16 protein-coding genes are annotated in these 23294 nt (G+C 65.5%); 7 read left to right on the top strand and 9 right to left on the bottom strand.

The window, feature by feature from the left end:
• Positions 1-601: 601 nt before the first annotated feature.
• On the top strand, positions 602-1378 hold the full coding sequence (locus tag VWY60_RS15140) for a helix-turn-helix transcriptional regulator (RefSeq protein WP_340547831.1): 777 nt from the start codon (positions 602-604) through the stop codon (positions 1376-1378).
• Positions 1379-1540: 162 nt separating this feature from the next.
• Here VWY60_RS15140 and VWY60_RS15135 read toward each other — a convergent pair whose 3' ends face one another.
• The gene (locus VWY60_RS15135) at positions 1541-2785 is read right to left on the bottom strand and encodes a glycosyltransferase family 4 protein (RefSeq protein ID WP_340547830.1); all 1245 of its coding nucleotides are present in this window, start codon (positions 2783-2785) and stop codon (positions 1541-1543) included.
• A gap of 315 nt (positions 2786-3100) precedes the next feature.
• On the opposite strand from VWY60_RS15135, the gene VWY60_RS15130 reads away from it, so the two are divergent.
• The 5 genes from VWY60_RS15130 (at position 3101) to VWY60_RS15110 (ending at position 12222) form a co-directional block, all read left to right on the top strand.
• Complete coding sequence (locus VWY60_RS15130) at positions 3101-5110, top strand: polysaccharide pyruvyl transferase family protein (protein ID WP_416535221.1); 2010 nt, start codon at positions 3101-3103, stop codon at positions 5108-5110.
• Between the two features lie 414 nt (positions 5111-5524).
• The gene (locus VWY60_RS15125) at positions 5525-9772 is read left to right on the top strand and encodes a non-ribosomal peptide synthetase (protein WP_416541052.1); all 4248 of its coding nucleotides are present in this window, start codon (positions 5525-5527) and stop codon (positions 9770-9772) included.
• Between the two features lie 283 nt (positions 9773-10055).
• Positions 10056-10787 carry an amino acid ABC transporter substrate-binding protein gene (locus VWY60_RS15120; RefSeq protein ID WP_374015690.1) on the top strand — a complete coding sequence of 244 codons (732 nt, stop codon included), beginning with the start codon at positions 10056-10058 and terminating at the stop codon, positions 10785-10787.
• An 8-nt stretch (positions 10788-10795) separates the two neighbouring features.
• Positions 10796-11470, top strand: coding sequence for an amino acid ABC transporter permease (locus tag VWY60_RS15115; RefSeq protein WP_340547826.1), 675 nt, complete (start codon positions 10796-10798; stop codon positions 11468-11470).
• On the top strand, positions 11467-12222 hold the full coding sequence (locus VWY60_RS15110) for an amino acid ABC transporter ATP-binding protein (RefSeq protein ID WP_416541051.1): 756 nt from the start codon (positions 11467-11469) through the stop codon (positions 12220-12222). The genes VWY60_RS15115 and VWY60_RS15110 overlap by 4 nt, the downstream gene beginning before the upstream one ends.
• A gap of 186 nt (positions 12223-12408) precedes the next feature.
• On the opposite strand, the gene VWY60_RS15105 is transcribed toward VWY60_RS15110, so the two are convergent.
• The 6 genes from VWY60_RS15105 to VWY60_RS15080 form a co-directional block, all read right to left on the bottom strand.
• Positions 12409-12615 carry a hypothetical protein gene (locus VWY60_RS15105; RefSeq protein WP_340547824.1) on the bottom strand — a complete coding sequence of 69 codons (207 nt, stop codon included), beginning with the start codon at positions 12613-12615 and terminating at the stop codon, positions 12409-12411.
• A 181-nt stretch (positions 12616-12796) separates the two neighbouring features.
• Positions 12797-13534 carry a YjbF family lipoprotein gene (locus VWY60_RS15100; protein WP_416541050.1) on the bottom strand — a complete coding sequence of 246 codons (738 nt, stop codon included), beginning with the start codon at positions 13532-13534 and terminating at the stop codon, positions 12797-12799.
• Positions 13531-15705 carry a YjbH domain-containing protein gene (locus tag VWY60_RS15095; protein ID WP_416541063.1) on the bottom strand — a complete coding sequence of 725 codons (2175 nt, stop codon included), beginning with the start codon at positions 15703-15705 and terminating at the stop codon, positions 13531-13533. Before VWY60_RS15095 ends, VWY60_RS15100 begins: the two co-directional genes overlap by 4 nt.
• A gap of 347 nt (positions 15706-16052) precedes the next feature.
• On the bottom strand, positions 16053-17927 hold the full coding sequence (locus tag VWY60_RS15090; RefSeq protein WP_340547822.1) for a polysaccharide biosynthesis protein: 1875 nt from the start codon (positions 17925-17927) through the stop codon (positions 16053-16055).
• Positions 17928-18436: 509 nt separating this feature from the next.
• A complete protein-coding gene (locus VWY60_RS15085; protein ID WP_340547821.1) occupies positions 18437-19048 on the bottom strand; it encodes a sugar transferase in 612 nt (203 codons plus the stop codon).
• The gene (locus VWY60_RS15080; RefSeq protein ID WP_416541049.1) at positions 19045-20031 is read right to left on the bottom strand and encodes an NAD-dependent epimerase/dehydratase family protein; all 987 of its coding nucleotides are present in this window, start codon (positions 20029-20031) and stop codon (positions 19045-19047) included. The genes VWY60_RS15085 and VWY60_RS15080 overlap by 4 nt, the downstream gene beginning before the upstream one ends.
• 98 nt (positions 20032-20129) lie before the next feature.
• On the opposite strand from VWY60_RS15080, the gene VWY60_RS15075 reads away from it, so the two are divergent.
• On the top strand, positions 20130-21269 hold the full coding sequence (locus VWY60_RS15075) for a polysaccharide biosynthesis/export family protein (protein ID WP_416541048.1): 1140 nt from the start codon (positions 20130-20132) through the stop codon (positions 21267-21269).
• 153 nt (positions 21270-21422) lie between these two features.
• Here VWY60_RS15075 and rfbA read toward each other — a convergent pair whose 3' ends face one another.
• On the bottom strand, positions 21423-22295 hold the full coding sequence (gene rfbA / locus VWY60_RS15070) for a glucose-1-phosphate thymidylyltransferase RfbA (RefSeq protein ID WP_416541047.1): 873 nt from the start codon (positions 22293-22295) through the stop codon (positions 21423-21425).
• Positions 22292-23140 carry a dTDP-4-dehydrorhamnose reductase gene (rfbD, locus tag VWY60_RS15065; RefSeq protein WP_416541046.1) on the bottom strand — a complete coding sequence of 283 codons (849 nt, stop codon included), beginning with the start codon at positions 23138-23140 and terminating at the stop codon, positions 22292-22294. Before rfbD ends, rfbA begins: the two co-directional genes overlap by 4 nt.
• Positions 23141-23294 lie beyond the last annotated feature (154 nt).

The raw sequence follows: 23294 nt of genomic DNA, 5'->3' as shown, positions 1-23294 counted from the left end.
CATAATTAAGGAATTCGCACATCTTTGGATTTGCCCGCCCTGAGGATATTCTTGTTGATAAAACAAAAGCCTATATCGAAAACAATACTTTAGGCTTTGGTTCTGGTGGCGCCAACATTTCGCCAATGGGTAAGTTTTTTGACAAAAACGGATGGATTCGGGCTATTTTGGAGTGCCGCATAGCGGTGCAGCGCTGATACGGGCTGCAATTTGGAGGCAGGGGGGCGTGATATTTGGCCCCGGCATTTTAGGGGGCTGGCCTGGAGGAGGCCCGCCTGAACAGCAGGCCCTGTGAAACTTCCCCGTGATAGGGGGGGCTGCAGCGGGGAGCTGAGAGATGGCCTGCGGGCAGGCGGCTGAGGCGTTCCCTTGGTCGGCCGGGTCGCAATGCGGCGCTCATCTGATCGAAAGGACAAAAACACAAGACATAAGACAACACCGGGGTGCCATCTGTGACGGGGGTCGCAACAGCACCGCGAGGGCCAGGGCGGGGTGTTCCAAACCCGCAGAAAAGCCCGGTGACCTCCCTGTTCCGGAGATCATTCATTGAGACCATCTGATCGTGTGTGGATCAGTTTTTTTAAGAGTATGGGGGTATATCATGCCTGTTCATATTGTGGGCGAAAGTCGCTTGTTACGCGACATGTTCCTCGCCATTTGCCAGAGCAACGACTACCAGATCGGCACCTGCTGCGATGAGCTTTCGACGCTCTCCGGGCTGGGGGTGGATGATCTGGTTTTATATTACAGCCATGAAACCGGACCGGAGCTGGTGGAGGAATTGCGCCAGTTCAAAGAGGGCAATGACGCCTCTCTGCTGATCCTGATCATGGGGCGCGAATGTTCCACCAGCATGCAGAATGCGCTCAGCGCCTATGCCGAGGCGGTGATCCCGCAACGCAAATCGGCCGAGGCGCTGATTGCGGCGCTGCGGGTGGTGCAAAGCGGCTATCGGATTGTGCCATCGGATATTTCCGCGGCGCTGCGGGCGGCGGATGTGACCACATCCAGCGGCGACCAGGCGGCGGAAACCCTCGGCGCCTCTGCGGATTTTGCGGCGGTGACCCTGGACGGTCGGGTCAATGGGAGCCTGTCTGAGGCAGGCTCTAACAAGGGGAAACCCAACGGTGTTCCGGCCGATCCCCTGCCAGTGGACCTGCGCCGGATGCCGGCCTCGGCTGCGGCGCGCGGGCTGTCGGGACGCGAATGGCTGATCCTGACCAAGCTGATCGACGGCGCCACCAATAAATCCATCGCCAATGAGCTGGGCATCTGCGAGGCCACGGTGAAGGTGCATCTGCGCACCTGTTTTCGCAAGGTCGGTGCCAAGAACCGCACCCAGGCCGCGATCTGGGCGTCGGAGCAATTCCTGTCCTGATCCCACCATCTGGTGGGCCGGGCAGGTCGGGGCTGCGTCGGCCATGGATCCATGCTGGGGGGCTGGATCCCGGGTCGACGCAGATCATCCCCGGATACTCTGCTGCGGACCGAGCTGGTACAGACCGAACTGTTACAGACTGGGCGGTTGCCGGCCCGGGTGTCAGATCTTCAGCTGTTTGCCCGCAGGCAGCAGCGCGTTGATCTGGCGGGCGTGCTCGGGCATGCAGCGGGTCAGAAAATCGTAGGTTTCCACCACATGGGCGCGGGCATTGGGGCCGAGATGGGCATAGGCGCCGGGATTGGCCAGCACATCCACCACCTGATCGGCCAGCGCGCCGGGATCAAAGAAATCCACCAGCATGCCGGTCTCATTATGGGTCACCGCCTCGCGCACCGGCTCCACATCGGCGGCGACGACAGTGGCCTGCATCGACATCGATTCCAGCAACGACCAGCTGAGCACAAAGGGCATGGTCAGATAGATGTGGCAGCGGCTGATGCGGATGATCTTGCACAGATCGCTGTAAGGCACCCGGCCGAGGAAATGCACCCGGCTCCAGTCGACGCTGTCGCCCAGCTCATCCTCCATCTCGCCGCGCAGCCCTGCGGGATGGGTGCTTTCGCGCCCATAGGAGGTCTCATTGCCGCCGATCATCAGGATCCGCGCATTGGGGCGTTCCGACAGGATCTTGGGCAGGGCGCGCATCATCACGTGAAAACCACGGGCGCGTTCCATATTGCGGGCGATATAGGTGATCACCTCATCGTCGCGGCTGAGCGGCCGGGGCAGGCGGCCGAGGCCGATGCTGGCCTGTGGGTCCGGTTGCAGCCGGTCGGTGCGGATGCCGTCATGGCTGACGTAGATCTTGTCGTGAAAGCTCTTGGGGAAGCGGTCGCGCTGCCAGTAGGTCGGGCTGTGGCCCAGATCGACCACCTCGATATTGGCAAAGGGCACGGTGTTGCGGGCATGGGCAAAGAACCCTGCGTGTTCGCCGGGGGGATTTTCCGGGTCAAAGCCAACCAGCCCGCCAGTGGTGCGGTAGAAATATTCAAAGAAGCCAATAATTGGCACATCCGGCCAGACCTCTTTCATGAAGGTCAGCTCCCCCCAGCCGGTGTGGCCAATGATGATATCGGGCTTGAAGCCTTCCCTGGCCTCCAGCTGGCGCGCGGCGAGGGCGGCGCCAATGCCATTGCCGGCTGCCGCCTCCCAGTCCTTGGACAGCCCGTAGGCATCGGCGGCAGGCTGGTGATGGCTGCTGTAGGTTGCGGTGGTGACCCCGGGCAGCTTCACATCATTCCGCTGGGTCAAAAACACGATCTCATGCTCGCCCTGATCGGCCAGCCACTGGATCATCTCCCGGTACTGGCCGGGCATGTTCTGGTGCACAAAGAGAAATTTCATCCCCTATCCATGCCGCGAGAGGGCGGCAGGCGCAACCCTTTCGGCGGGGCGCGGGCGGGGAGATCTGGCCGGGCGTCCAGTACGTCCAGGCGCGCGGGTGCGCGGGGCGCCCCCATGGGCAGGGTTTCACCACCAGGGGCCTCTGCCGGGTTTTCCGGGCTTGTCCCCAGAGGTCATGGCGCTAACATGCGCGCAACGCAGCAATCCCGGGGGCTGCGGCCGCCGGAGACGCCAAAGCGCGGTTGCCGATCCCCTATTTTCAATAGGCCATACCATCCGTTTGTGGAGGCTATGGCGAGTAACATCTGGTGATATATGAGAATCCTTTTCCACGCTCCCGTGCTTTCGGTCCACCGTCCGGATCCGGCACTCTCCAGTATCCTGGGGGTGCCGCCGACGGTGACGGACACATTGTTCGGTCTGAAACCGGCGCATCGGCTGACCGGGAATCGCGGCAATATCATCCATGCCGAAGCCCCGGCGCGCAGCCTGCGCAAGGACCCGGATGGGTCGGCGGTGGGCAATATCGCCAATCTGCAGAAGAACCTCGGTGAGGGCTATGCCGAGACCATCGCCGAGCATTTCGACATGATCGTGGTGTCACTGGCCAATTTCATCCGCCCCAATCACGATGGTATCCGGCTGTTTACCGCGCTGGAGGCGCTGGATGGGCGGGTGCCTTTTGTGGTGCTGGGGGCCGGGATGCAGGGCAGCCATGCGTTTGAGGACCTGCTGCCGGGCAACCGCGATCTTCTGGCGCTGCTCAATGAACGGGCCAATCTGTTTGGGGTGCGCGGCACCCAGACGGCAGAGTGGCTGGCCAACAACGGGCTGGAGAACACCACCGTGCTGGGCTGCCCCAGTCTCTATGTCTATCCGCAGTCGATCATGGCCATCGACGGGGCCGCGGCCCAGGCCAAGGGGCGTCAGGCCAATGTGATGACCGCAGGCCATTTCTCCATGCGCGACGGCGCCATCGTTGAACGCGGCACCGAACTGGCCAAGGCGTTCGACAAGATCGACGCCTCTTATGTGTTCCAGGATGAGATCTTTGCCTATGGTAAATTCATCACGGACCGGTTTGGCTATAATGAGGGCAATAATATTGCCCAGCCCGAGATGCTCAATCGCTGGCTGAGCCGCAAATGCGGCCATAAGGTCGATTTCAACCGCTATTATTACTTCTCCGAGGCTGGCGCCTGGCGGCAGGCGGCGATGCTGCATGATGTCTATATCGGCGACCGGTTCCACGGTGGCGTGGCGGCCCTGCAGGCGGGTCAGCCGGCGATTTTCCTCAAGCATGACAACCGGGTGGCCGAGCTGACCGAACATTTCGGCCTGCCGGCGCTGAACACGCAGAAATTCATGCGCAAGGGGCTGAAGGCGACGCTGGATGAATATCTGTCGCCCGAGATGCTGGACACGATGAAGGCGACCTATCGCCAGCGGCATGCCGAATATGTGGCGGCGCTGGCCGAACACGGGCTGGAGGTCGACACCATCGTGCCCGACGAGCCGCAGCCGGTGCCTGCGGTGGACCGGCAAGGCCATCTGGGCGCCATCCGCAGCCAGAAGGCCCCCGAAGAAGCGCTGCCAGAGGGGCTGTGGCCCACCACCACGCTAACCCCGTCTTATGCCATGCGGCGGCTGCATCCGGAGGGCGCGCGGGAGCTGGTTGTCACCTTTGAAGGGGCAGGCCAGGCGCTGGACCGCAAGGATCCCTTGCGTCCGGGCTTTGGCGAGCGTTTCCTGATCAAATCCGGCTATGCGGTGCTGTCGGTCTTGCCGCATCAGCAGAACTGGTACCGTCCGCTGGATCTGGAACAGTATTTCCGGGCACCGGACACCCGCGCCTGGATGGCTGGGTTTGACAAGGTGCATGTGCTGGGCTCCGGTATGGGGGCCTTTGGCGCCATGGCCTTTGCCGACCTGATCGGCGCGGAAAACGTGGTGGCGCTGCAGCCGATCACCACCCTGGCCGAGGATCTGATCCCCGGAGAGACCCGTTTCCCGGCGGCGCGCAAGCTGGACTGGAGCAGTGGCTACCGCGATGGCTGCAGCGGCTGTGACCGGGCGGCCCGGATCTATGCCATCCACGGCGATCATCCGCTGGATCTGGCTCATGTGGAGCGGCTGCGCGCGGCGGCCGGATCGCGGCTGATCAACGCCGAGCTGTCCCATGACAGCAAGCGCCCGGTGACCCCTTTGCTGCGCGCCAAGCGCCGTCTGCCCCGGACCGTGCTGACCTGCCTGCGCGGCGGCGACGCGGCGGCGCTGGAGCAGGTGCTGGGGGAGCTGGTTGCCCAGAAAACCCCGGCGGAATGATCCGCTGCTGCTGGTGTCATGTCGAACCCAGATACAAAGGCCGCCTGACAGGTGGCCTTTGTCACATCTGCCCGCTGAATATATCGCCGCGACGCGGTAAATGCACAATAATTTAACATAAGATTGATTAAGGAGCTTTTACACCCGGAGCACATTCCGAACCGGGGTGCGACAAATTCCCTATCTTGCCGGATCAGACGGAGATGTGATCGTGGCCGGGTGGTGTTTTATTGCTCGTCTGCCGTTTGATCTGGTAGCCTTTGACCCTGCGGTCGGCATCATCGGAGGCCGGGCCGGAAGGGCCGCAGACAGGTGGATGTTAAGAGTGACGTGATACCCAGACCACCTGGGCGCGGCACAGGATCGAAAGTATGGCGCGGGTTGGCCCAGGCCCGATGTCAGGTAGGGGGCATCATGACCGGTACTTCACAGGCAGCTAAGCCTGGCTCGACATCTGCGATGGGCGAGACGGATCTTCAGGCAGCGTCTGTGGTGGACGGGGCGCGGGATATCCCCCTGACGCCGATGCAGCAGGGGCTGCTTTATGAAAGCGCGGCTGCCGGCCGACCTTGGGTCAATCTGGAACAGATCGTGGTGCATCTGGACGCCGAGGCGCCCGCGCCCGAGGCGCTGCAGGCGGCCTGGCAGCAGGTCTGCGCCCGCCATCCGGTGCTGCGCAGCGCGGTGCTGTGGCAGGGCCGCCCGCAGCCGGTGCTGCAGGTGGCGCCGGTGGCCGTGGCCGCGGCGCAGGTCACGGTAGAGACCGAGGACTGGCAGGGGCTGGGGGCGGAGGGTCAGACCGCCCGGCTGGAACGGTTCCTGGCCGAGGATCGCAACCGGGGCTGCGCGCTGGAGCAGGCGGTGTCCTGGCGGGTGCTGCTGGCGCGGCTGGGGCCGGAGCGGTCGGTGATGGTCTGGACCATCCACCACGTGCTGGTCGATGGCCGCAGCATGGCGGTGGTGCTGGAGGATGTCTTTGCGGCGCTGAGCGCGGGCGATCTGCCTGCCGAGACCGCGCCGGTGACCGGTTTTGACGCCTTCAGCCCGGCCGTGGCGGAGGTCTCGGGGCGGGCGGAAAGCCGGGCGTTTTTCCAGGATCACCTCAAGGGATTCGAAACCCCCAATCAGATTGCCCGGCTGGCGGATCTGCCGGCCGACACACCGCAGGACAGCTCCGGGCGCAAGCGGATCCTGCAGCGACATCTGCCGGCCGAGCTGCGCCGCGCCCTCATGCAGCGCGCAGGCGCGGTCACGGCGACAGAGGGCGGCGGCGCGGCCACCCTGGCCAATATGGTCCATGCCGCCTGGGGGCTTCTGGTGGCGCGCTGGAGCGGGCGGGAAACGGCGCTCTTCGGGGTCACCCGATCGGGGCGCTATCTTCTGGAGGGCTGCGGGCGCACGGTGGGCTGCCTGATCAATACGGTGCCGCTGTATCTGCATCTGTCGGGGGGCGAGACGGTTGACGGGCTGCTGGCGCGCCTGCGCCGCGATGCGGTGGCGCTGCGCGATCATGAACATGCCGCGCTGGCGGATATGCGCGGCTGGTGCGGGCTGCCGGGCAGCGTGCCGCTGTTTGACAGCATGGTGATGTTCGAACGCGACAGTCTGAACGAGCGGATGCGCAGCCTCGGCGGTGCCGATCCGCAGACCCCCTGGCGGCACCGTCGGGTGGAACTGCGCGAAGAGGGCGCGATGCCGCTGACCCTGGCGGTCTATGGCGATGAACAGCCGCTGCTGATGCTGGAATATGATCCCGAGGTGCTGCCGGGCACACAGGTGGAGCGGATGCTGGATCACCTGTGCCAGCTGTTGCAGAGCCTCGCCACGGCGCCCGCGGGCATGGCCCTGCGCGATCTGGGGATGCTGCCGGAGGCGGAGGTCACGCAGCTGGTGCGACAGGGCCGCCCGGATCCGGCGCTGGCGCAGAGGCTGGCGCAGGATATGGCAGCGGCCCCGCCCTGTATGGCAACCCGGCTGGAGGCCACGGCGGCGCGGGCGCCTGAGGCCCCGGCCCTGCAGATGGCCCCGGACGGGGCGCTGCTGAGCCATGGAGATCTGCAGGCCCGCGCCGATCAGCTGGCGGGGGTTCTGCAGGCGCAGGGGGCGGAGGCCGGCGATATCATTGCCATCTGCCTGCCGCGCAGCCCGGAGTTCATCATTGCGATGCTGGCGGTGCTGAAGGTTGGCGCCGCCTTCCTGCCGGTGGACCCCACCTACCCGGCGGCGGTGATGGCCCATATGCTGGAGGACAGCGGCACCCGGCTGGGCATCGGCGGGCCGGATCATGGCACCGTTTCAGGCTCTGACATGAGTGAATCCGCCGATCAGGCTCCTCAACATGAGACGGCGCTGACCTCAAACGGGCTGGTCTGGATCCCGCCCGGGGCCGGGCAGGCGCAGCCCCGATCCGCAGCGCCGATCCGCCCCGCGCCGGATCCGGCGCGGCTGGCCTATGTGATCTATACCTCCGGGTCCACCGGCAAACCCAAGGGGGTGCGGGTGCCGATGCGGGCGCTTCTGGCCCATGCCAGCGCCATCACCGCCGCCTTTGACCTCCAGGCCAGCGACCGGATGCTGCAATTTGCCAGCCTGTCCTTTGATGTCGCCATCGAGGAGGTGCTGCCCAGCCTCCTGGTCGGCGCCTGCGTGGTGCTGCGCGCGCCCGATATGATCGGCGCGCCGGGGCTGTTTCTGGACCGGGTGGCGGCGCTGGAGCTGACGGTGCTGAACCTGCCGACCGCCTTCTGGCATGTGCTGTGCGATGTGATGGCCGACAGTGGCCGCAGCCTGCCGCCCTCGGTGCGGCTGGTGATCGTCGGCGGGGAGCAGGTCAGCCCGCAGGCGCTGGCGCGCTGGCAGCAGCTGGCGCCGGGGGTGCGCTGGCTCAATGGCTACGGGCCGACGGAAACCACCATCACCTGCACGCTGCATGATCCGGGCGGCCCGGTTGATGCGGAGGAGGATGTGCCCATCGGCCGCCCCACCGCCCATGCCCGCGCCTATGTGCTGGCCGCTGATGGCAGCCTGGCCCCCGCAGGGGTGGCCGGGGATCTGTGGATTGGCGGCCTGGCGGTGAGCGATGGTTATATCGGCCGCCCCGAGGACACCGCGCGGGCGTTCCGGCCCGACCCCTTTGCAGCAGAGCGCGCGGCGGCGCGGATCTATCGCACCGGGGATCGCGCTGCCTGGCGGGGGGATGGCACGCTGGCCTTTCTCGGGCGGCAGGACCGGCAGGTCAAGCTGCGCGGCTTTCGCATTGATCTGCGCCATGTCGAACAGGTGCTGGAGCGCGCCTGTCCCGGGGTGCAGGCGCTGGCGGCGGTCCGGGGCAAGGATGGGCCTGCGGCGCAGCTCTGCTGCTGGGTCCGGGGCGTGGCGCAGACGGGCGATGGCCAATGGGATCTCGGCCCCTTGCAGCAGGTGGTGCAGCGCGATCTGCCCGCCCATATGCGCCCGGCGCTGGTGGCGCTGGCAGAGTTTCCACGCACCGCAGGGGGCAAGATCGACATGGCCGCCCTGCCCGCCCCGGAGCAGGCCGCAGGGGCGCTCGGTCTGCGTCTGCGGCGGGACGCCGGAGCGGCGGTCGACACCTCTGCCCCGCCCTCGCCGCTGGCCCGGCAGCTGACGGAGATGATGGCCGATATCCTGGGCCAGCCCGATCTGGCGGCGGATGACAGTTTTTATGACCGCGGCGGCCATTCGCTGCTGGCGATGCGGCTGATTGGCCGGATCGAGGCGGATCTGGGCCAGCGGCTGAGCCTGGCGGCGCTGCATCTGACCCCCAGCCCCCGCGCCCTGGCGGCGGCGCTGGAGTCGGAGCAGAACGGGGAACAGACCGGCGCGCCGGAAACACCGGAAGGCCACAGCCTGCCCGATCATCTGGTGATCATCCAGGATGGCGCGGCGCGGCCGCCGCTGTTTGGCGTGCATGTGCTGGGCCGCAACGAGGAATTCTATCGCCCGCTGGCCCGTGCCCTTGGCCCCGACCAGCCGGTCTACGGGCTGAGTATCGGCCTGCTGGATGATGACACCCCCACCGGGGTGCGGACCACCGCCAAGATGTATCTGGACGAGATCCAGACCCATTACCCCAGCGGGGTTGTGCATCTGGCGGCGGTGTCTCTGGGCAGTTATTTCGCCTTTGAACTGGCGCGTCAGCTGCTGGCGGCGGGGCGCGAGCTGGGGCTGGTGGCGCTGTTTGATGCCGAAGGGCCGGCCGGGCGCAGCCGGGTGCAGGGCCGGGCCAGGCTGGGCGCCCATCTGCAGCTGCTCCGGCGTATGGGGCCTGCCTATCTGCGCCATATCGTGGCCAATCGGATTGAGACCCTGCGCAATTCCTTTGAGCGGCGGCGGCTGGAGTGGACCGGCGGCGGCAAGCTGACGATCGACGCGCTGATCGCGGCAAACCAGCAGTCGGTGGAACATTACGCGCCGGAGCCGCTGGCCACGCCGCTGACCGTGTTCCGGGCCGGCGACGATCTTTTTGACAGCTCCGAAGGGCTGGCCCATGGGCTGGGCTGGGCGCCGGTGGCCGAGGCCGGGTTTGAGCTGATCGAGGTGCCGGGATCACATCTGTCGATCCTGCAGCCACCCAATGTGCAGCAGCTGGCCCGCCACATGGCGCGCCTGATGGCGCATTCGGCAGATGGGAAAACCGGCTGATCCCGCTCAGATCCGGGCGCATTCCGGCCCGGATCGGAACAAACCCGAGAAAATCGACCCAACAAGGGAACAAGTTCCCGCTTTGCGGCGTCTGTTCCGTAGGCTGGTTCTCTGCCTGCCGTCTGGCTGCGAACAGGCGGGCTTATTTGTCATTTCCGGGCCTGCGACATCTTGGTCCCCGGCGGCAGGGGGATTAGGTCGGGGCCGAACTCAAAAGGATTCCCTTGTCATGATGAAACCATTTGTCCGGCTTGCCCGCACTGCGGCCATCGCCGTGAGCCTGATGTCCGCCTCCTCAGCCCTTGCCTCCGACACGCTGCGGGTGGGCATGTCGGGCGGCTATTTCCCCTTTACCTTCGTGCGGCAGGATGTGCTGCAGGGGTTTGAAGTGGATGTGATGAATGCGGTGGCCGAGGAAACCGGCCTTGAGGTGGAATTTGTCACCATGTCCTTCTCCGGGCTGATCGGCGCGCTGGATGCCGGGCGTATCGACACCATCGCCAACCAGATCACCATCACGCCCGAGCGCAGCGCCAAATTCGCCTTTACCCAAGCCTATGTCATTGATGGCGCCCAGGTGGTGGTGAAACGCGGCAATGAGGACAGTATCGCAGGCCCTGCTGATCTGGCGGGCAAGACCGTGGCGGTGAACCTCGGTTCCAACTTCGAGGCGCTGCTGCGCAACCTGCCGGAGGCCGACAAGATCGAGATCAAGACCTATGAGGCCAATATCGCCCAGGATACAGCATTGGGGCGGGTCGATGCCTTTGTGATGGACCGGGTGTCCTCGGCCCAGCTGATCCAGGAAAGCCCGCTGCCGCTGGCGCTGGCCGGCGCGCCCTTCTCCGAGATCCGCAATGCCCTGCCGTTCCGTCAGGACGAGGCGGGGCTGGCGCTGCGCGACCGTGTGGATGCGGCGCTGACCCGGCTGCGCGACAGCGGCAGGCTGGCCGAGATCTCGCAGACATGGTTCGGCACCGATATCACGGTTGCCACCGCAGCGGTCGAGAAGTGAGCCGGTAAATGCAGGGGTTGGACCTCGCCTATATGCTGGGGCTGGTGCCGGTGCTGCTGAGCTATGTGCCGCTGACGCTGTTCATGGCGGTGGTGGCCATGGCGCTGGCACTGGTGCTGGCGTCCCTCTTGGCGGTGGAACGGGTGCTGCGGATCCCGGTGCTGGACCAGCTGGTGGTGCTGTTCATCAGCTTCTTTCGCGGCACGCCGCTTCTGGTGCAGCTGTTCCTGTTCTACTACGGGCTGCCGCAGGTGTTGTCGGTGCTGACCCAGATTGACGGGGTCACCGCGGCAATCATGGGGCTGACCCTGCATTTTGCTGCCTATATGGCCGAAAGCATCCGCGCCGCCATTCTGGGGGTGGATCGCAGCCAATGGGAGGCGGCGCAGTCGATCGGCATGACCCGCGGCCAGATGATGCGTCGTATCGTGCTGCCGCAGGCGGCCCGGATCGCGGCGCCGACGCTGGTCAATTACTTCATCGACATGATCAAGGGCACTTCGCTTGCCTTTACGCTGGGGGTCACTGAAATGATGGGGGCGACCCAGAAAGAGGCCGCAGGCAGTTTCCTCTATTTCGAGGCCTTCCTGGTGGTGGCGGTGATCTACTGGATTCTGGTGGAGGCGCTGTCGCTGGCGCAGCGGCTCCTGGAGACCCATCTGAACAAGGCCTATGCACGATGAGCGATGCAAGATCCGACACCGCGATTTCCATCACCGGGCTGCGCAAGACATTTGGCGATGCGGTGGTGCTGGATGGCATCGATCTGACCATCCAGCCCGGCGAGCGTATCGTCATCATCGGCCCGTCGGGCACCGGCAAATCGACGCTGCTGCGCTGCCTGAATTTCCTCGATGCCCCGGATGCCGGTCTGATCCGCATTGGGGATCTGGAAGTGGACGCCGCCCGCGCCAGCAAGGGCGATATTCTGGCCCTGCGCCGGCGCACGGGGTTCGTGTTTCAGAACTATGCGCTGTTTGCCAATAAGACGGCGGCGGAAAACATCATGGAGGCGCTGGTCACCGTTCAGAAGCAGCCCCGCGACACAGCCCGCGCCCGCGCGCTGGAGATCCTGGCGGAGACCGGTCTGGCGGAGAAGGCCGATGCCTATCCCGCCAGCCTGTCGGGCGGCCAGCAGCAGCGCGTCGGCATTGGCCGCGCGATGGCGCTGGGGGCCGAGCTGATGCTATTTGACGAGCCGACCTCGGCGCTGGATCCCGAATGGGTGGGCGAGGTGCTGGCGCTGATGCGCAAGGTCGCCGAAGAGCGCCAGACCATGCTGATCGTCACCCATGAGATGCAGTTTGCCCGTGAGATCGCCGATCGCGTGGTCTTCATGGAAGGAGGGCGGATTGTCGAACAGGGCCCGCCGGCGCAGATCTTTGACGCGCCACAGGATCCGCGCACAAGGGCCTTTCTGCGGCGGGTGGGGTGACGCCCGCCATCGGAGCCATCAATCGCAGAGACGATCCAGACGCAAAAAGCGGGCCACTGGCCCGCTTTTTTCCATCGCGAGGATGGGTATTCCTGAGACGCTGTCAGCCTGGGATCCACACCCTGCCCTGCTCAGGCGCGCCGGGCGGAGGTCAGATCCTGCCGCACCCCATCAGATCGCAAGCGATCAGTTGGTGGTGGTGGTGGTGCTGGTTTCGTCGTCGTCGTTCAGGATCACACCCAGAATGACCGCAGCGGCAACGCCGCCTGCAATCAGAGTGCCCTGCTCAAGGCCGGTACCGCCGAGCAGGGTCGGGGTGCCTTCTTCCTGAGCGGAGGCGGTGGTGGTTGCGGCCAGGGTGGCCAGGGCGAGTGCTGCGAAGAACTTGTTCATAATCCAAAACTCCTTTGGAGACCGTTGAGCTGAGAGTAGGTGAGTTACCCTTTGAATTCAACGCAGCTTTTAGCAGCAATATCCCGGGGACTGGAATTTTTTTTCCGACGTTGCCGAGATATCGCTCATTTTGGCGGATCTGCTCTAAAATCGCCTGTTTTTCATAGCCGCCGGGGCCGGATCAGCCGCCGGTGGTCAGCTGACGGATGCGCAGATAGCCGACATTGGGGCCGGCCCATTGGCGTGATTGCCAGACCCGGCCGCTGCGCGAATCTACCCAGTAGTCATTGACGATCTCGCCGCCGCGCCCCGGCTGGCTGGGCTGGCAGCGTTCCTCGATGTGGCGGGTCGGGTAGCGCAGCTCCACGATGACAACCGGATCAGCCCCGAGATCGCGGCGGCTGCAGAGCATGTCGAGCTGCCAGGCGTCATTGTCCAGCCCGCGGATATGATAGCGCCGGGCGCCGCTGCGCAGAGGTCCACCGGTCTCCCCCGCCACCAGGGCGGAGCTGGACAGGATGTCATTGCCAAGGTTGCGGGTGGCCACCAGAACGCCGTTGCGCAGGGTCAGGCTGATATTATCCTCGGTGCGCCAGACCGCCACCGTGCCGGGACTGTCATCGCGGCGCAGCTGCTGGCGCGACAGATAGGCAAAGACGCCGTTTTTCTCGATGGTGACCTCGATATAGGGGGCCTTGATCTCATCCAGACCGGCGCGGGTCAGCGGCGGGCGCGCGGCCGGATCCGCCCGGCCCCCGGACAGCCGGGCGCCAACCCGGTCCGACAGGTTGCGCAGCAGTTCGACCTGCAGGGGCGGCGCGTCCGGTCCGCGGCTGCAGGCGGTCAGCGCCAGCAGCCCCAGCAGGGCGACAAACGGGGCCAGACGCCCCCGGGGGTGACCCGTTGCAGACATCATCATTCCCAGATCCTCGCCCGTTGCCGGGTCAGCTGCGCGCGGTGGGCCTCGCGGATTTGTCCATAAAGCCGGTCGGGGACATGCACCCGCTGGCCACCATCCCGCTGGGTCGGGCGCACCACCATGCCAAATGTATTGCGGCTGGGTTTGCCCAGAAGCCAGTCCAGCGGGATGCTGAAGCGGAAGCCCTTGTCAAAGGAGCCTTCGCCAAAATCCTCGGAGGAGACATCGGTGAGGGTAAAGAAGCCGCCGACCCGCCAGCCATTGGCAAATTCGCGGTCCAGGCTGAAGGTGGCGCCATAATCGCCGGCCAGATAGCGCCCGGCATCCACCTGCACATGGTAGCCTTTGTCCAGCTGGTAATAGGCCGAGGCATGGCCGGTGAAGGTCTTGTAATCGCGAAACGACAGCCGCTGATCGTAATCGCGCTGCACCACGTAGTTGGTCTCAATCCCAAGCGCCAGACGGCTGGAGACCGGTTTCCACAGCAGTTCGCCCGAGACGCCGCCAAACATGCTTTCAAACAGGCCGACGGTGCTGCGGGCATAGAGATCCCGCCCCATCTGCCATTGCTTCGTGACATAGAGGTTTTTCAGCGTGGTGCCGAATTGGGCATATTCCCTCGCATCTGTCCGCACCCGTGGCAGCACCGAATTGGAGGCGCGCCCGTCTGCCACATTGCCCCAGACCCGCTGGCGGAGGGTGCCCGCGATGCGCCAGCCCGGGGCGGGCGCATAAGAGGCCTTCAGATCCACCCCCACATCCAGCCGGAACGGCAGATCCGGGTCAAAATAGGACGGCGCGGTATAGGGGCTGATGGAGGTGGAAAACGCCGGGTAGAGATCCTGCGCGACCAGCGCCTCCCCGGCCAGCGGGCCTGCCTCCTGCAGGCCGGTCACCGCCCAGAGCGCCTCGGTGGCGTCGGGGTGATGTTCCAGCGCCTCCAGATCGCTGCGCCGGATCACCACCTGCGACAGCGCCAGCCCACCGCGCATCGGCACGATTTTCAGCGTCTCCACCGAGGGCGGCAGCAGCCGTGCCATGGCGCGGGCGGCGCGGCCGATGGCGAGGGTCTGGGCGCGGTAGCGGGGATTGCGATAGCGCAGCTCGGCCTCGGTGCCATCTGCGGGCAGGGTCAGCGCCTCAAGAATGAGCCCATCCTGTTGTAGCGCCGCGCTCATCAGATCCCGCAGGGTGGTCTTGGCGCGGGTGCTCCGGGCCCAGTCGCGGCTCCAATGGGCCTCCTCGGTGGCCCAGCTGCTGCGCGGCGCCACCGGCACCGGCGCGCTCACCCGCATCGGCTGGGGGGGGTGTTTCGGATTGAGCTGGATCTGCGCGGTCACCCCCAGTTCCGAGCCATAGAGGTAATAGGCCCCCAGCCGCAGCCCCGGTCTGGCCTGGTATTCGGCGCCGAAGCTGAAGGAGGATTTGCGCTCAAACACATTCGGAGCGCCGGTCTCCAGCACATAGGCATCGGAGGAATATTCCGCCTTCAGCCCCCAGCGGTCATTGGGCAGCCATTCGATACCTGCAAAAGGCGCCATCTCGCCGCGAAACCACTGGTCATAGGACAGTTCACCGCCGGTACTGCCGGCCGTGAACCCCGGTCTGCTGCCGGCCTGGCTGCCGATGGATCCGCTGGTGCCCAGGCGTCCCCAGCCCAGACCGGCGGTCAGCTTCAGCCGCCCGGCCCCGCTGCGATGGCTGAGGGCGGGGGTGTCAAAATTCTTGGTGGCGACGATATATTCGCCGGCATAAATCCCGGTGCCGGCAAAATCCTGCAGGCCCAGGGTCACGGCCGGACGATAGCGCCCCTCGCGCAGCAGCCGCAGCCGCACGTCAAAGCCGCGGTCATAATAGGTGGAGAAGCCGGCAATCTGCGCGCCATTGGTCTGGATGCCATTGTAGCGGAACGCGGCGCTGAGCCAGGGCGTGGCCTGAAAGGTCAGATTGTAGCGGGCCTGACCGCCAAACCAGGAATAGGTGGCGGCAAACTGCCCGTCCGGCAGCATTTCGGCGCTTGGCATGTCCACCAGACCGGGGGAGCCGTAGAAATTGAGGCTGGGGGCGGGCAGCGGTTTGAAGCGCGGGGCCTCCGGCTTGGGCGCGGTGAGCGCATCCTGCGCCTGTGCGGCCCCTGCACCCAGACCCGGACTGAGACCCAGCACAGCCACACAGGCAGAGGGCAGAAGCACCGAAGCGCGGAGAGATCGAAGAGCAAAGATCACGGGCGGGCTGCCTTGTTGTCTGGTCGGGGCTTCGGAGGGTCCGAGAATCGGCGGGCCGATCCGCAGCTCTGCGCCCCGGGGGCGCGGTTGGCCCGGTTAGACCACAAAAGCCGCAGGCGGATCAACGATCTGGCCAGCGCCGACGCCTGCCGGAGATCGACCTGTGACCGGCAAACTATAGTGTCTGCGCATTCCTCCCGATGACCGCTCCCCAGTTCCCGCCCCCAGTTGCCATCCCCGGTTGTCGGCGCTGTCCGTCAGCGCGACGGGCGATGTGACAGGACACCGGGTCGTCAGGAGGTCTTGCGCGCCTCTTCGGGGGTGCGATAGCCCTCGACCCAGCGTTTGATCAGCGCCCGGGCCGCGCCTTCGTCTCCTGCTGCCACTGCCTGGCGCAATCCGCGGATCAGCGCGGCGACCTCGATTTCCGACAGCACCGCCTCGCGGGCGCAGAAGATCTTCTGATGGCGGGTGGTGATCAGGTCCGAACTCAGCGTCAGCTCTTCCTGCATCTTTTCGCCGGGGCGCAGCCCGATGATCTCGATGGCGATATCGCCGTCGGGATCCTCATCGTCGCGCACCGAATAGCCGGCACTTTCGATGACCTGACGGGCCAGCTGCAGGATCGAGATCGGCTCGCCCATGTCGAGCACAAAGACCTCGCCGCCAAGCGCCTCGGCGCCGGCCTGAAGCACCAGCTGCACCGCCTCGCGGATGGTCATGAAATAGCGTTTGACGCGCGGATCGGTGACGGTGACCGGCCCGCCGCGGCTGATCTGCTCCTGAAACAGCGGCACCACCGACCCCGAGGAGCCGAGCACATTGCCAAAGCGCACCATGGTGAAGATGGTGCCGGGATTGCGGGTGGCCAGATCCTGCACCACCAGTTCCGCCATCCGCTTGGAGGCGCCCATCACATTGGTCGGGCGCACCGCCTTGTCCGAGGAAATCAGGATAAAGCGTTCCACCCCGCTGCGCGCCGCCGCGCGGGCCAGGGTTTGCGTGCCAAAGACATTATTGGCCAGACCGGGCAGCGGGTTGGCCTCCACCAGCGGCACATGTTTATAGGCCGCCGCATGCAGCACCACCTGCACGCCGTGATCGGCCAGCACCATGCGCACCTGGCGCGGATCGGTGACCGAGCCCAGCACCGGCACCAGGTCGATACCGGTGCCTTCCAGCTGCTGCTCCAGCTCCTGATGGATGGTGTAAAGCGCCAGTTCCGACAGCTCGTAGAGCACCAGTTTGCGCGGCCGGCAGGCCAGCACCTGACGGCAGAGTTCGGAGCCGATGGACCCGCCGGCGCCGGAGACCAGCACCACCCGGTTCTGATAGGACCCGCTGGCCTCCTGCAGGGGCACATCGCGGGTGGCCCGACCGAGGAAATTCTGCGGCGCGACGGGTGTCAGCTTGTCCACCAGTGCCTCTTCGCCGATGAGCTGGGCAAAGGAGGGCAGCGCCTGTACCTCCAGCCCGATCCGCTGCAGGCGCTGGATGATCTGGGCCTGTTTCGGCTGGCTCTGCGAGGGCATCGCCAGCAGCACCCGTTTGACCTGGCGAGCCTCGGCCAGCTCGGCGATGCGGGCGGGCGGGAACACCGGCAGCCCCACCAGCGTCACCCCCTGCAGCGAGGTATTGTCATCGACAAAGGCGACAGGATCAATGCCGTCATGGGCCTTCAGCGCCTGGGCCAGCTGGGCGCCGGTGGTGCCGGCCCCGTAGATCAGCACCCGGCAGCGCGGCTGGGCGCGCCGGTAGATCGCCACCACCACCTGATAGAGCAGCGCCCGCGCGGCCAGAAGGCAGAGAAAATAGGTGGTGGCAAAAACCACATGGGTGCCGGGCGGCAGATCCGGGCCAAACAGCAGCGTCAGCCCCGCCGTGGCTGCGGCGGTGATCGAGGCCAGCAGCGCGGTCAGCCCGACGGCATGGCGCTCATAGGCGTTGAGCTGCACCTTGGGCAGCCCCAGCCACAGCGCCACCGCCGCCGCCAGCGCCAGCACATAGGGCAGCACCGGCAGCATGGCCGCCAAGGTGGCCAGCGCCGATCCCGGCAGCGGCAGCACCAGAAAGGTCAGGAACAGCGCCAGCGGGATCAGGGTGAGATCAATGGTGAGAAAGATATAGGATTTCTGTTTGCGTGACAGCGCACTGATCAGATTGAACATCCCTGGCCGTCCCCGCTTCCAGTCCCCGGTGGCCGCCTGCAGTCCGGGGCGGCCCGTCGATATGTCCCGATGTCGCGCCGAAGTCACCCCGATGCACATCGTTTCAAATGTGTTTTTATCAATCCCCGCAGCAGGTCCCCGGACCCTCATGCGCTGGGTCTCTCTGGCTGCGGGCCTATGTTTCTTTGGTCCAACCTTCGGGCCCTGTCCAGGAAATCCAGCCTGAAACATCCAAAGGTCATCCGAAGATCACTTTAGACCCATTTAGGGGCTAATACAAAACCGCAACCAGCAAAAAAGCGCCGCCTGCCGGTGATTTGCCCGGTGATTTGCCCGTTTTGCCGCGCCGGTGACCTGCCCCGAGCCTTGATGCCGGTTCTGAAGGCCCCGGTGCCGCCGGAGTGGCGGAGGTGGCGGGTCCCCTGCCGCTCCGGGGGGGCGATATGGGCCCGTCCGGCGGGAAACGGCCGCTCCGGGGGGCGAATCATCGGATCCCCGCAGACCTGTTCTCAGCCGCGCCGGAACAGGTTGCCGATGGTCTGAAACACCAGGTCAAAATCGTAACACATGCTCTGGTGGCGCTGGTAGATCAGGTCCAGCCGCGCCTTCATCGGCACGCAGAGGCGGGAATAGACCTGATCGGTTTCCTCGGCGGTGGTGCAGCGCGCCAGCAGGGCGGCCTCATGCCGGTGATAGGTGATCGAGGCCAGGCCGGTGACGCCGGGGCGCGATTTCAGCACCCGGGCATAGAGGTCGGGGTTGGCCTCGACATATTGGCGCAGCGGCGGGCGCGGCCCGACAAAGGAGAGATCCCCCTTGAGGATGTTCCACAGCTGCGGAAACTCATCCAGCCGCCGGGCGCGCAGCCAGGCGCCTGTTTTGGTGATGCGGGCCGATTTGTCGCCGCCGGAGACGCCGGTATCCTGGTCCACCACCTGCATGGTGCGCAGTTTCCACAAGGCAAAGGGCTGATCGACGCCCTTCATCCGCTCGGCCACATAAAACAGCGGGCGGCCTTCCTTCAGCAGCAGCCAGGCCATCAGCGCCAGCAGCACCGGGCCCAGCACCACCACCAGAAGGCTGGCAAAGAAGAGATCAAAGAGGCGTTTGCGCCAGGTCATATGCGGGGGTCCTTATCGGAAACGGAAGGGGACAACAGGCCCAGTCCGCGCGCCTCGGCCACCAGATCAGCCGCTGTGGCAACAGGCAGGCAAGCTGGCAGATCTGCGGCGGGTGCAGGCTCTGGCGTCAAAAGCCCGATCAGCCGGCTGACGTCAAGCTGCACCTCGGCAATGGCGTCACCCGGCGCGGGCCTGCGGGCAAACTCCAGCCCCGCCGCCTGCAACAGATCGCCCATTGCCACCAGCCCGGGCTGGGCGATGTTCAGCACCTGTGGCAGCGCCGGGCTGGCGATCAGGGCGGCCAGCACCTCGGCCAGGGTCCGCGGGCCGATATAGCTGCGCCGCGGCGTCTGCCCATCGGAAAATTGATCCAGGCGGAACCCGGCCCGCCAGCCGCCAAGAATGGCATCAAAGCCGGCAATATTGCCAATCCTGAGCAGGGTGACATCCAGCCCCAGCTCTGTGGCGCGGGCGCAGGCGGCCTGTTCCATCTCGGCCTTGGCGACGCCATAGGGGGCCAGCGGCGCCAGCGGGGTGTCTTCCCGCAGCGGGCCGGGGGTCGCGCCATAGACCGCCGCCGAAGAGGCCAGCAGCACCCGTGGCGCCCCTGCCCCTGCCCCTGCTCCTGCGTCGCGCGCCCGCGCGGAGGCCTCCAGCGCAGCCAGCGCCAGGTCGCGATGCTGCACCAGCTGGCCCGCCCTCAGATCGCCGCCCGCCGTGCCGCCGGGCACCGGCCCCGCCAGGCAGAGGATCGCCGCACAGCCCACCGCCGCCTGCAGCAGCGCTTCGGGCTCTGCCAGCGGATCGAAAACATGCCAGCCCCGGCCGTCGGGACCGGTCCCGACAGGCGGGCGGCGGCGCTGCCAGCGCAGCCCCTGCTCCGGCCCGCTCCACTGGCTGTGCAGGAGCCCGCCGATCCGCCCCGAGGCGCCCATGATCAATACCGGAGCCAATACGGGGATCAATATGGGTGGAAAACGCATCAGCCCCCCTGTTACCGTTGCCCTTGCGGTTGACGCAGTCTGCATGCCCAGTATCTTGCGGAGAACAAAAATCAAGCCGTTTTCGGACAAGGACTCTCATGCGCCGCCTCACCCTCCTGCTTGCCGCTCTTGGCCTTGCCCTGTTGCCGGCCGCCTGTGGCCGCCTGCCCGGTGGCGCTCCCGCCAGCGAAGAGATCCTGAAAACCGCCGATGATGCGGATGCCGATTTTGCCCTTTATCCGGTGACCCGCGCCTTTCTGCCCACCGTGGCGCATTGGCCCGAAACCGGACCGCAAAGCGGCGGCGGCCAGAGCGGCAAGCGCCCGCTGAAATGGATCGGCGCCACCCGAGGCGCCAAGACCCAGATCATCCAGCCCGGCGACCTGCTGACCCTGCGGATCTGGGACAGCAGCGACAATTCCCTGCTGACCTCGCCTGAAGAGAAAATGGTGCAGCTGCAGGATGTGACGGTGGCGGCCAATGGCAGCATCTTCATGCCCTATGTGGGCAATGTGAACGTCAACGGGCTGACCCCGGATCTGGCCCGTGAAAAACTGCAGCGCGAGCTGGAAACCATTGTTCCCTCGGCCCAGCTGCAGCTCGATATGACCGAAGGCCGCAGCAATTCGGTGGATCTGGTCAGCGGCGTCACCACCCCCGGCACCTACCCGATGCCCGATCGCAATTACACGGTGATGGGGCTGATCGCGGCCGGCGGTGGCATCAGTGCCAGCCTCAACAACCCGCAGATCCGCCTGGTGCGCGGCAGCAGCATCTATGGCACCTCGGTGGAGGCTTTGCTCAATGATCCGCGCCGCGACACGCTGCTGCGCGGCGGTGACCGGGTGTTTGTGGAAGAGGATGCGCGCTATTTCCTGTCCTTTGGCGCCACCGGCCGTGAGGATCTGCACACGTTCACCAAGGATCAGATGTCGGCGATGGATGCGATGTCGGTTGCCGGCGGGTTTCAGGACAGCCGCGCCGATCCGCAGGGCCTGCTGGTGCTGCGCGAATACCCCGACAGTGCGCTTGCCCCCGGTCAGCGCGGCCCGCGCCAGGCGCGGGTGGTCTTTACCCTTGATCTCACATCGGCCGACGGGTTGTTCTCGGCCCGCCGCTTCCAGATCAATTCCGGCGACCTGCTGATCGCCACCGAGGCACCAGTGAACGACGCGCTGACCATCTCCAATATCATCGGCAATTTCTTCGGCGTCTTCAGCCGCGCCGGGGTGCTCTGATCGGCGCCTGCTGAGATCGGGGATCTTTGATCTAAGCCGTGCTCATGAAGCGGGATTGGTCCCCAAAGGCAAACCGGGAACCCTCACGGAACCGATTCTGACGCGGCTCCGGCTGCTGCGCCCCGCCTGAGGCGGAGCGGGTTCGCGCTCTGATCAGTCCAGCAGCCGTTCCAGATAGGCACCATAGGCGTTTTTGGCGAACATCTCGGCGCGGGTGCGCAGCTGGTCGGCGCTGATCCAGCCCGCCTCATAGGCGATTTCCTCGGGGCAGCCGGTCTGCAACCCCTGGCGTTCCTGCAGGGTGCGCACGAAATTGCCGGCATCCAGCAGCGAGCCATGGGTGCCGGTGTCCAGCCAGGCATAGCCGCGGCCCATGGTCTCCACCCGGAGGGCGCCTTCGTCCAGATACATCTGCAACAGATCGGTGATCTCCAGCTCGCCGCGTGGGCTGGGGGTGACCTGCCGCGCCCGCTGCGGCGCGCTGCCGTCCAGGAAATACAGCCCCGTCACCGCATAGTTCGACGGCGGCACGACGGGTTTTTCGATGATCTCGCGGGCGCGGCCCTCGGCGTCGAAATCCACCACGCCATAGCGTTCGGGATCGGCCACGTGATAGCCAAAGACGGTGCCGCCGCTGGTCTGCGCATCCGCCGCCGCCAGCAGTTTCGGCAGGCCATGGCCAAAGAACACATTGTCCCCCAGCACCAGCGCCGAGGGGGCGCCGGCCAGGAACTCTTCGGCCAGCACAAAGGCCTGTGCCAGACCGTCCGGGCTGGGTTGCTCCACATAGGTGAGATGAACGCCCCACTGGCTGCCATCGCCCAGAAGCCGGGTGAACTGATCCTGATCCTGCGGCGTGGTGATCACGCAGATCTCGCGGATGCCCGCCAGCATCAAGACCGACAGGGGATAATAAATCATCGGCTTGTCATAGAGCGGCAAGAGCTGTTTGCTGACCGCCATGGTGATCGGATAAAGCCGCGTGCCCGAGCCACCGGCCAGAATGATACCCTTACGTGCTGTCATGCCTGCGCTCCCAGATCCTTCAGAATATCCCTCAGCCCGGCCCGCCAATCCGGGCGTGTGATGCCAAAGACCTTCTCCAGCGTGCTGCAATCCAGCCGTGAGTTCAACGGTCGCGGCGCCGGGGTCGGATAGGCCGTACTGGGAATTTCCGCCACCGCACAGGGGATTTCTGCCTCGGCGAAAATCTCGGTGGCGACCCCGGCCCAGCTGGTCTCGGGCTGGCCTGCAAAATGATAGGTGCCGGATTTTTCCGGCGCCGTCATCAGCTGGCGGGCGATCTCCACGCAGGCCGCCGCAATGGCCCGGGCCGGGGTCGGCGCGCCGATCTGGTCGGCCACCACACGCATCCGGTCGCGGTCCTGGCCGAGCCGCAGCATGGTCTTGACGAAATTGCTGCCATGGGCCGAGACCACCCAGGAGGTGCGCAGGATCACATAAGCCCCCCCGGCCAGGCGCACGGCGGCCTCCCCGGCCTGTTTGGACCGCCCATAGGCATTGACCGGCGCCACCGGCTCATCCGGGTGCCAGGGGCTGCTGCCCTTGCCGTCGAAAACATAATCGGTGGAGAGGGTGACAAAGGGAATGCCCAGCATGGCGCAGGTCTCGGCCATGACGCCGGGGGTGCTGCCATTGATCACCGTGGCCAGGTCCTCTTCCGCCTCGGCCCGGTCCACAACCGTATAGGCCGCCGCATTGATCACCGCGGCAGGGGCATGGGCGCGGATCATCTCGGCGCAGGCCGCAGGATCCGTGAGATCCGCCTGATCGCGGCCGAGGCAGAGAATATCATCATGCGCCGCCAGTTCCCGCGCCACCTGGCCGGTCTTGCCAAAAACGAGGATCATATACGGCTTCCTTTATGACATAGATACAAGGCTGTAGCCCAGATAGCCAGTTCCGGAACAAAGGTCCAATGCAGCAGAAAGGACAAAACCCAATGAGGCTGGCTGGCTGGTACATAGCCCGATGGCAGATGCGCTGTCAGCATCAGGACATCGG

It is taken from the genome of Phaeobacter sp. JH20_26 (assembly GCF_048056275.1).
In the GTDB taxonomy this organism is placed as follows: domain Bacteria; phylum Pseudomonadota; class Alphaproteobacteria; order Rhodobacterales; family Rhodobacteraceae; genus Phaeobacter; species Phaeobacter bryozoorum.
This window is presented reverse-complemented; position numbering and strand designations above follow the sequence as displayed.

Coding starts and splice junctions, on each gene's coding strand:
- rfbD (WP_416541046.1), bottom strand. CDS start 23,140: ATGATCCTCGTTTTTGGCAAGACCGGCCAGGTGGCGCGGGAACTGGCG.
- VWY60_RS15125 (WP_416541052.1), top strand. CDS start 5,525: ATGACCGGTACTTCACAGGCAGCTAAGCCTGGCTCGACATCTGCGATG.
- VWY60_RS15085 (WP_340547821.1), bottom strand. CDS start 19,048: ATGACCTGGCGCAAACGCCTCTTTGATCTCTTCTTTGCCAGCCTTCTG.
- VWY60_RS15115 (WP_340547826.1), top strand. CDS start 10,796: ATGCAGGGGTTGGACCTCGCCTATATGCTGGGGCTGGTGCCGGTGCTG.
- VWY60_RS15140 (WP_340547831.1), top strand. CDS start 602: ATGCCTGTTCATATTGTGGGCGAAAGTCGCTTGTTACGCGACATGTTC.
- VWY60_RS15090 (WP_340547822.1), bottom strand. CDS start 17,927: ATGTTCAATCTGATCAGTGCGCTGTCACGCAAACAGAAATCCTATATC.
- rfbA (WP_416541047.1), bottom strand. CDS start 22,295: ATGACAGCACGTAAGGGTATCATTCTGGCCGGTGGCTCGGGCACGCGG.
- VWY60_RS15120 (WP_374015690.1), top strand. CDS start 10,056: ATGTCCGCCTCCTCAGCCCTTGCCTCCGACACGCTGCGGGTGGGCATG.
- VWY60_RS15110 (WP_416541051.1), top strand. CDS start 11,467: ATGAGCGATGCAAGATCCGACACCGCGATTTCCATCACCGGGCTGCGC.
- VWY60_RS15080 (WP_416541049.1), bottom strand. CDS start 20,031: ATGCGTTTTCCACCCATATTGATCCCCGTATTGGCTCCGGTATTGATC.
- VWY60_RS15130 (WP_416535221.1), top strand. CDS start 3,101: ATGAGAATCCTTTTCCACGCTCCCGTGCTTTCGGTCCACCGTCCGGAT.
- VWY60_RS15075 (WP_416541048.1), top strand. CDS start 20,130: ATGCGCCGCCTCACCCTCCTGCTTGCCGCTCTTGGCCTTGCCCTGTTG.
- VWY60_RS15100 (WP_416541050.1), bottom strand. CDS start 13,534: ATGATGATGTCTGCAACGGGTCACCCCCGGGGGCGTCTGGCCCCGTTT.
- VWY60_RS15135 (WP_340547830.1), bottom strand. CDS start 2,785: ATGAAATTTCTCTTTGTGCACCAGAACATGCCCGGCCAGTACCGGGAG.
- VWY60_RS15105 (WP_340547824.1), bottom strand. CDS start 12,615: ATGAACAAGTTCTTCGCAGCACTCGCCCTGGCCACCCTGGCCGCAACC.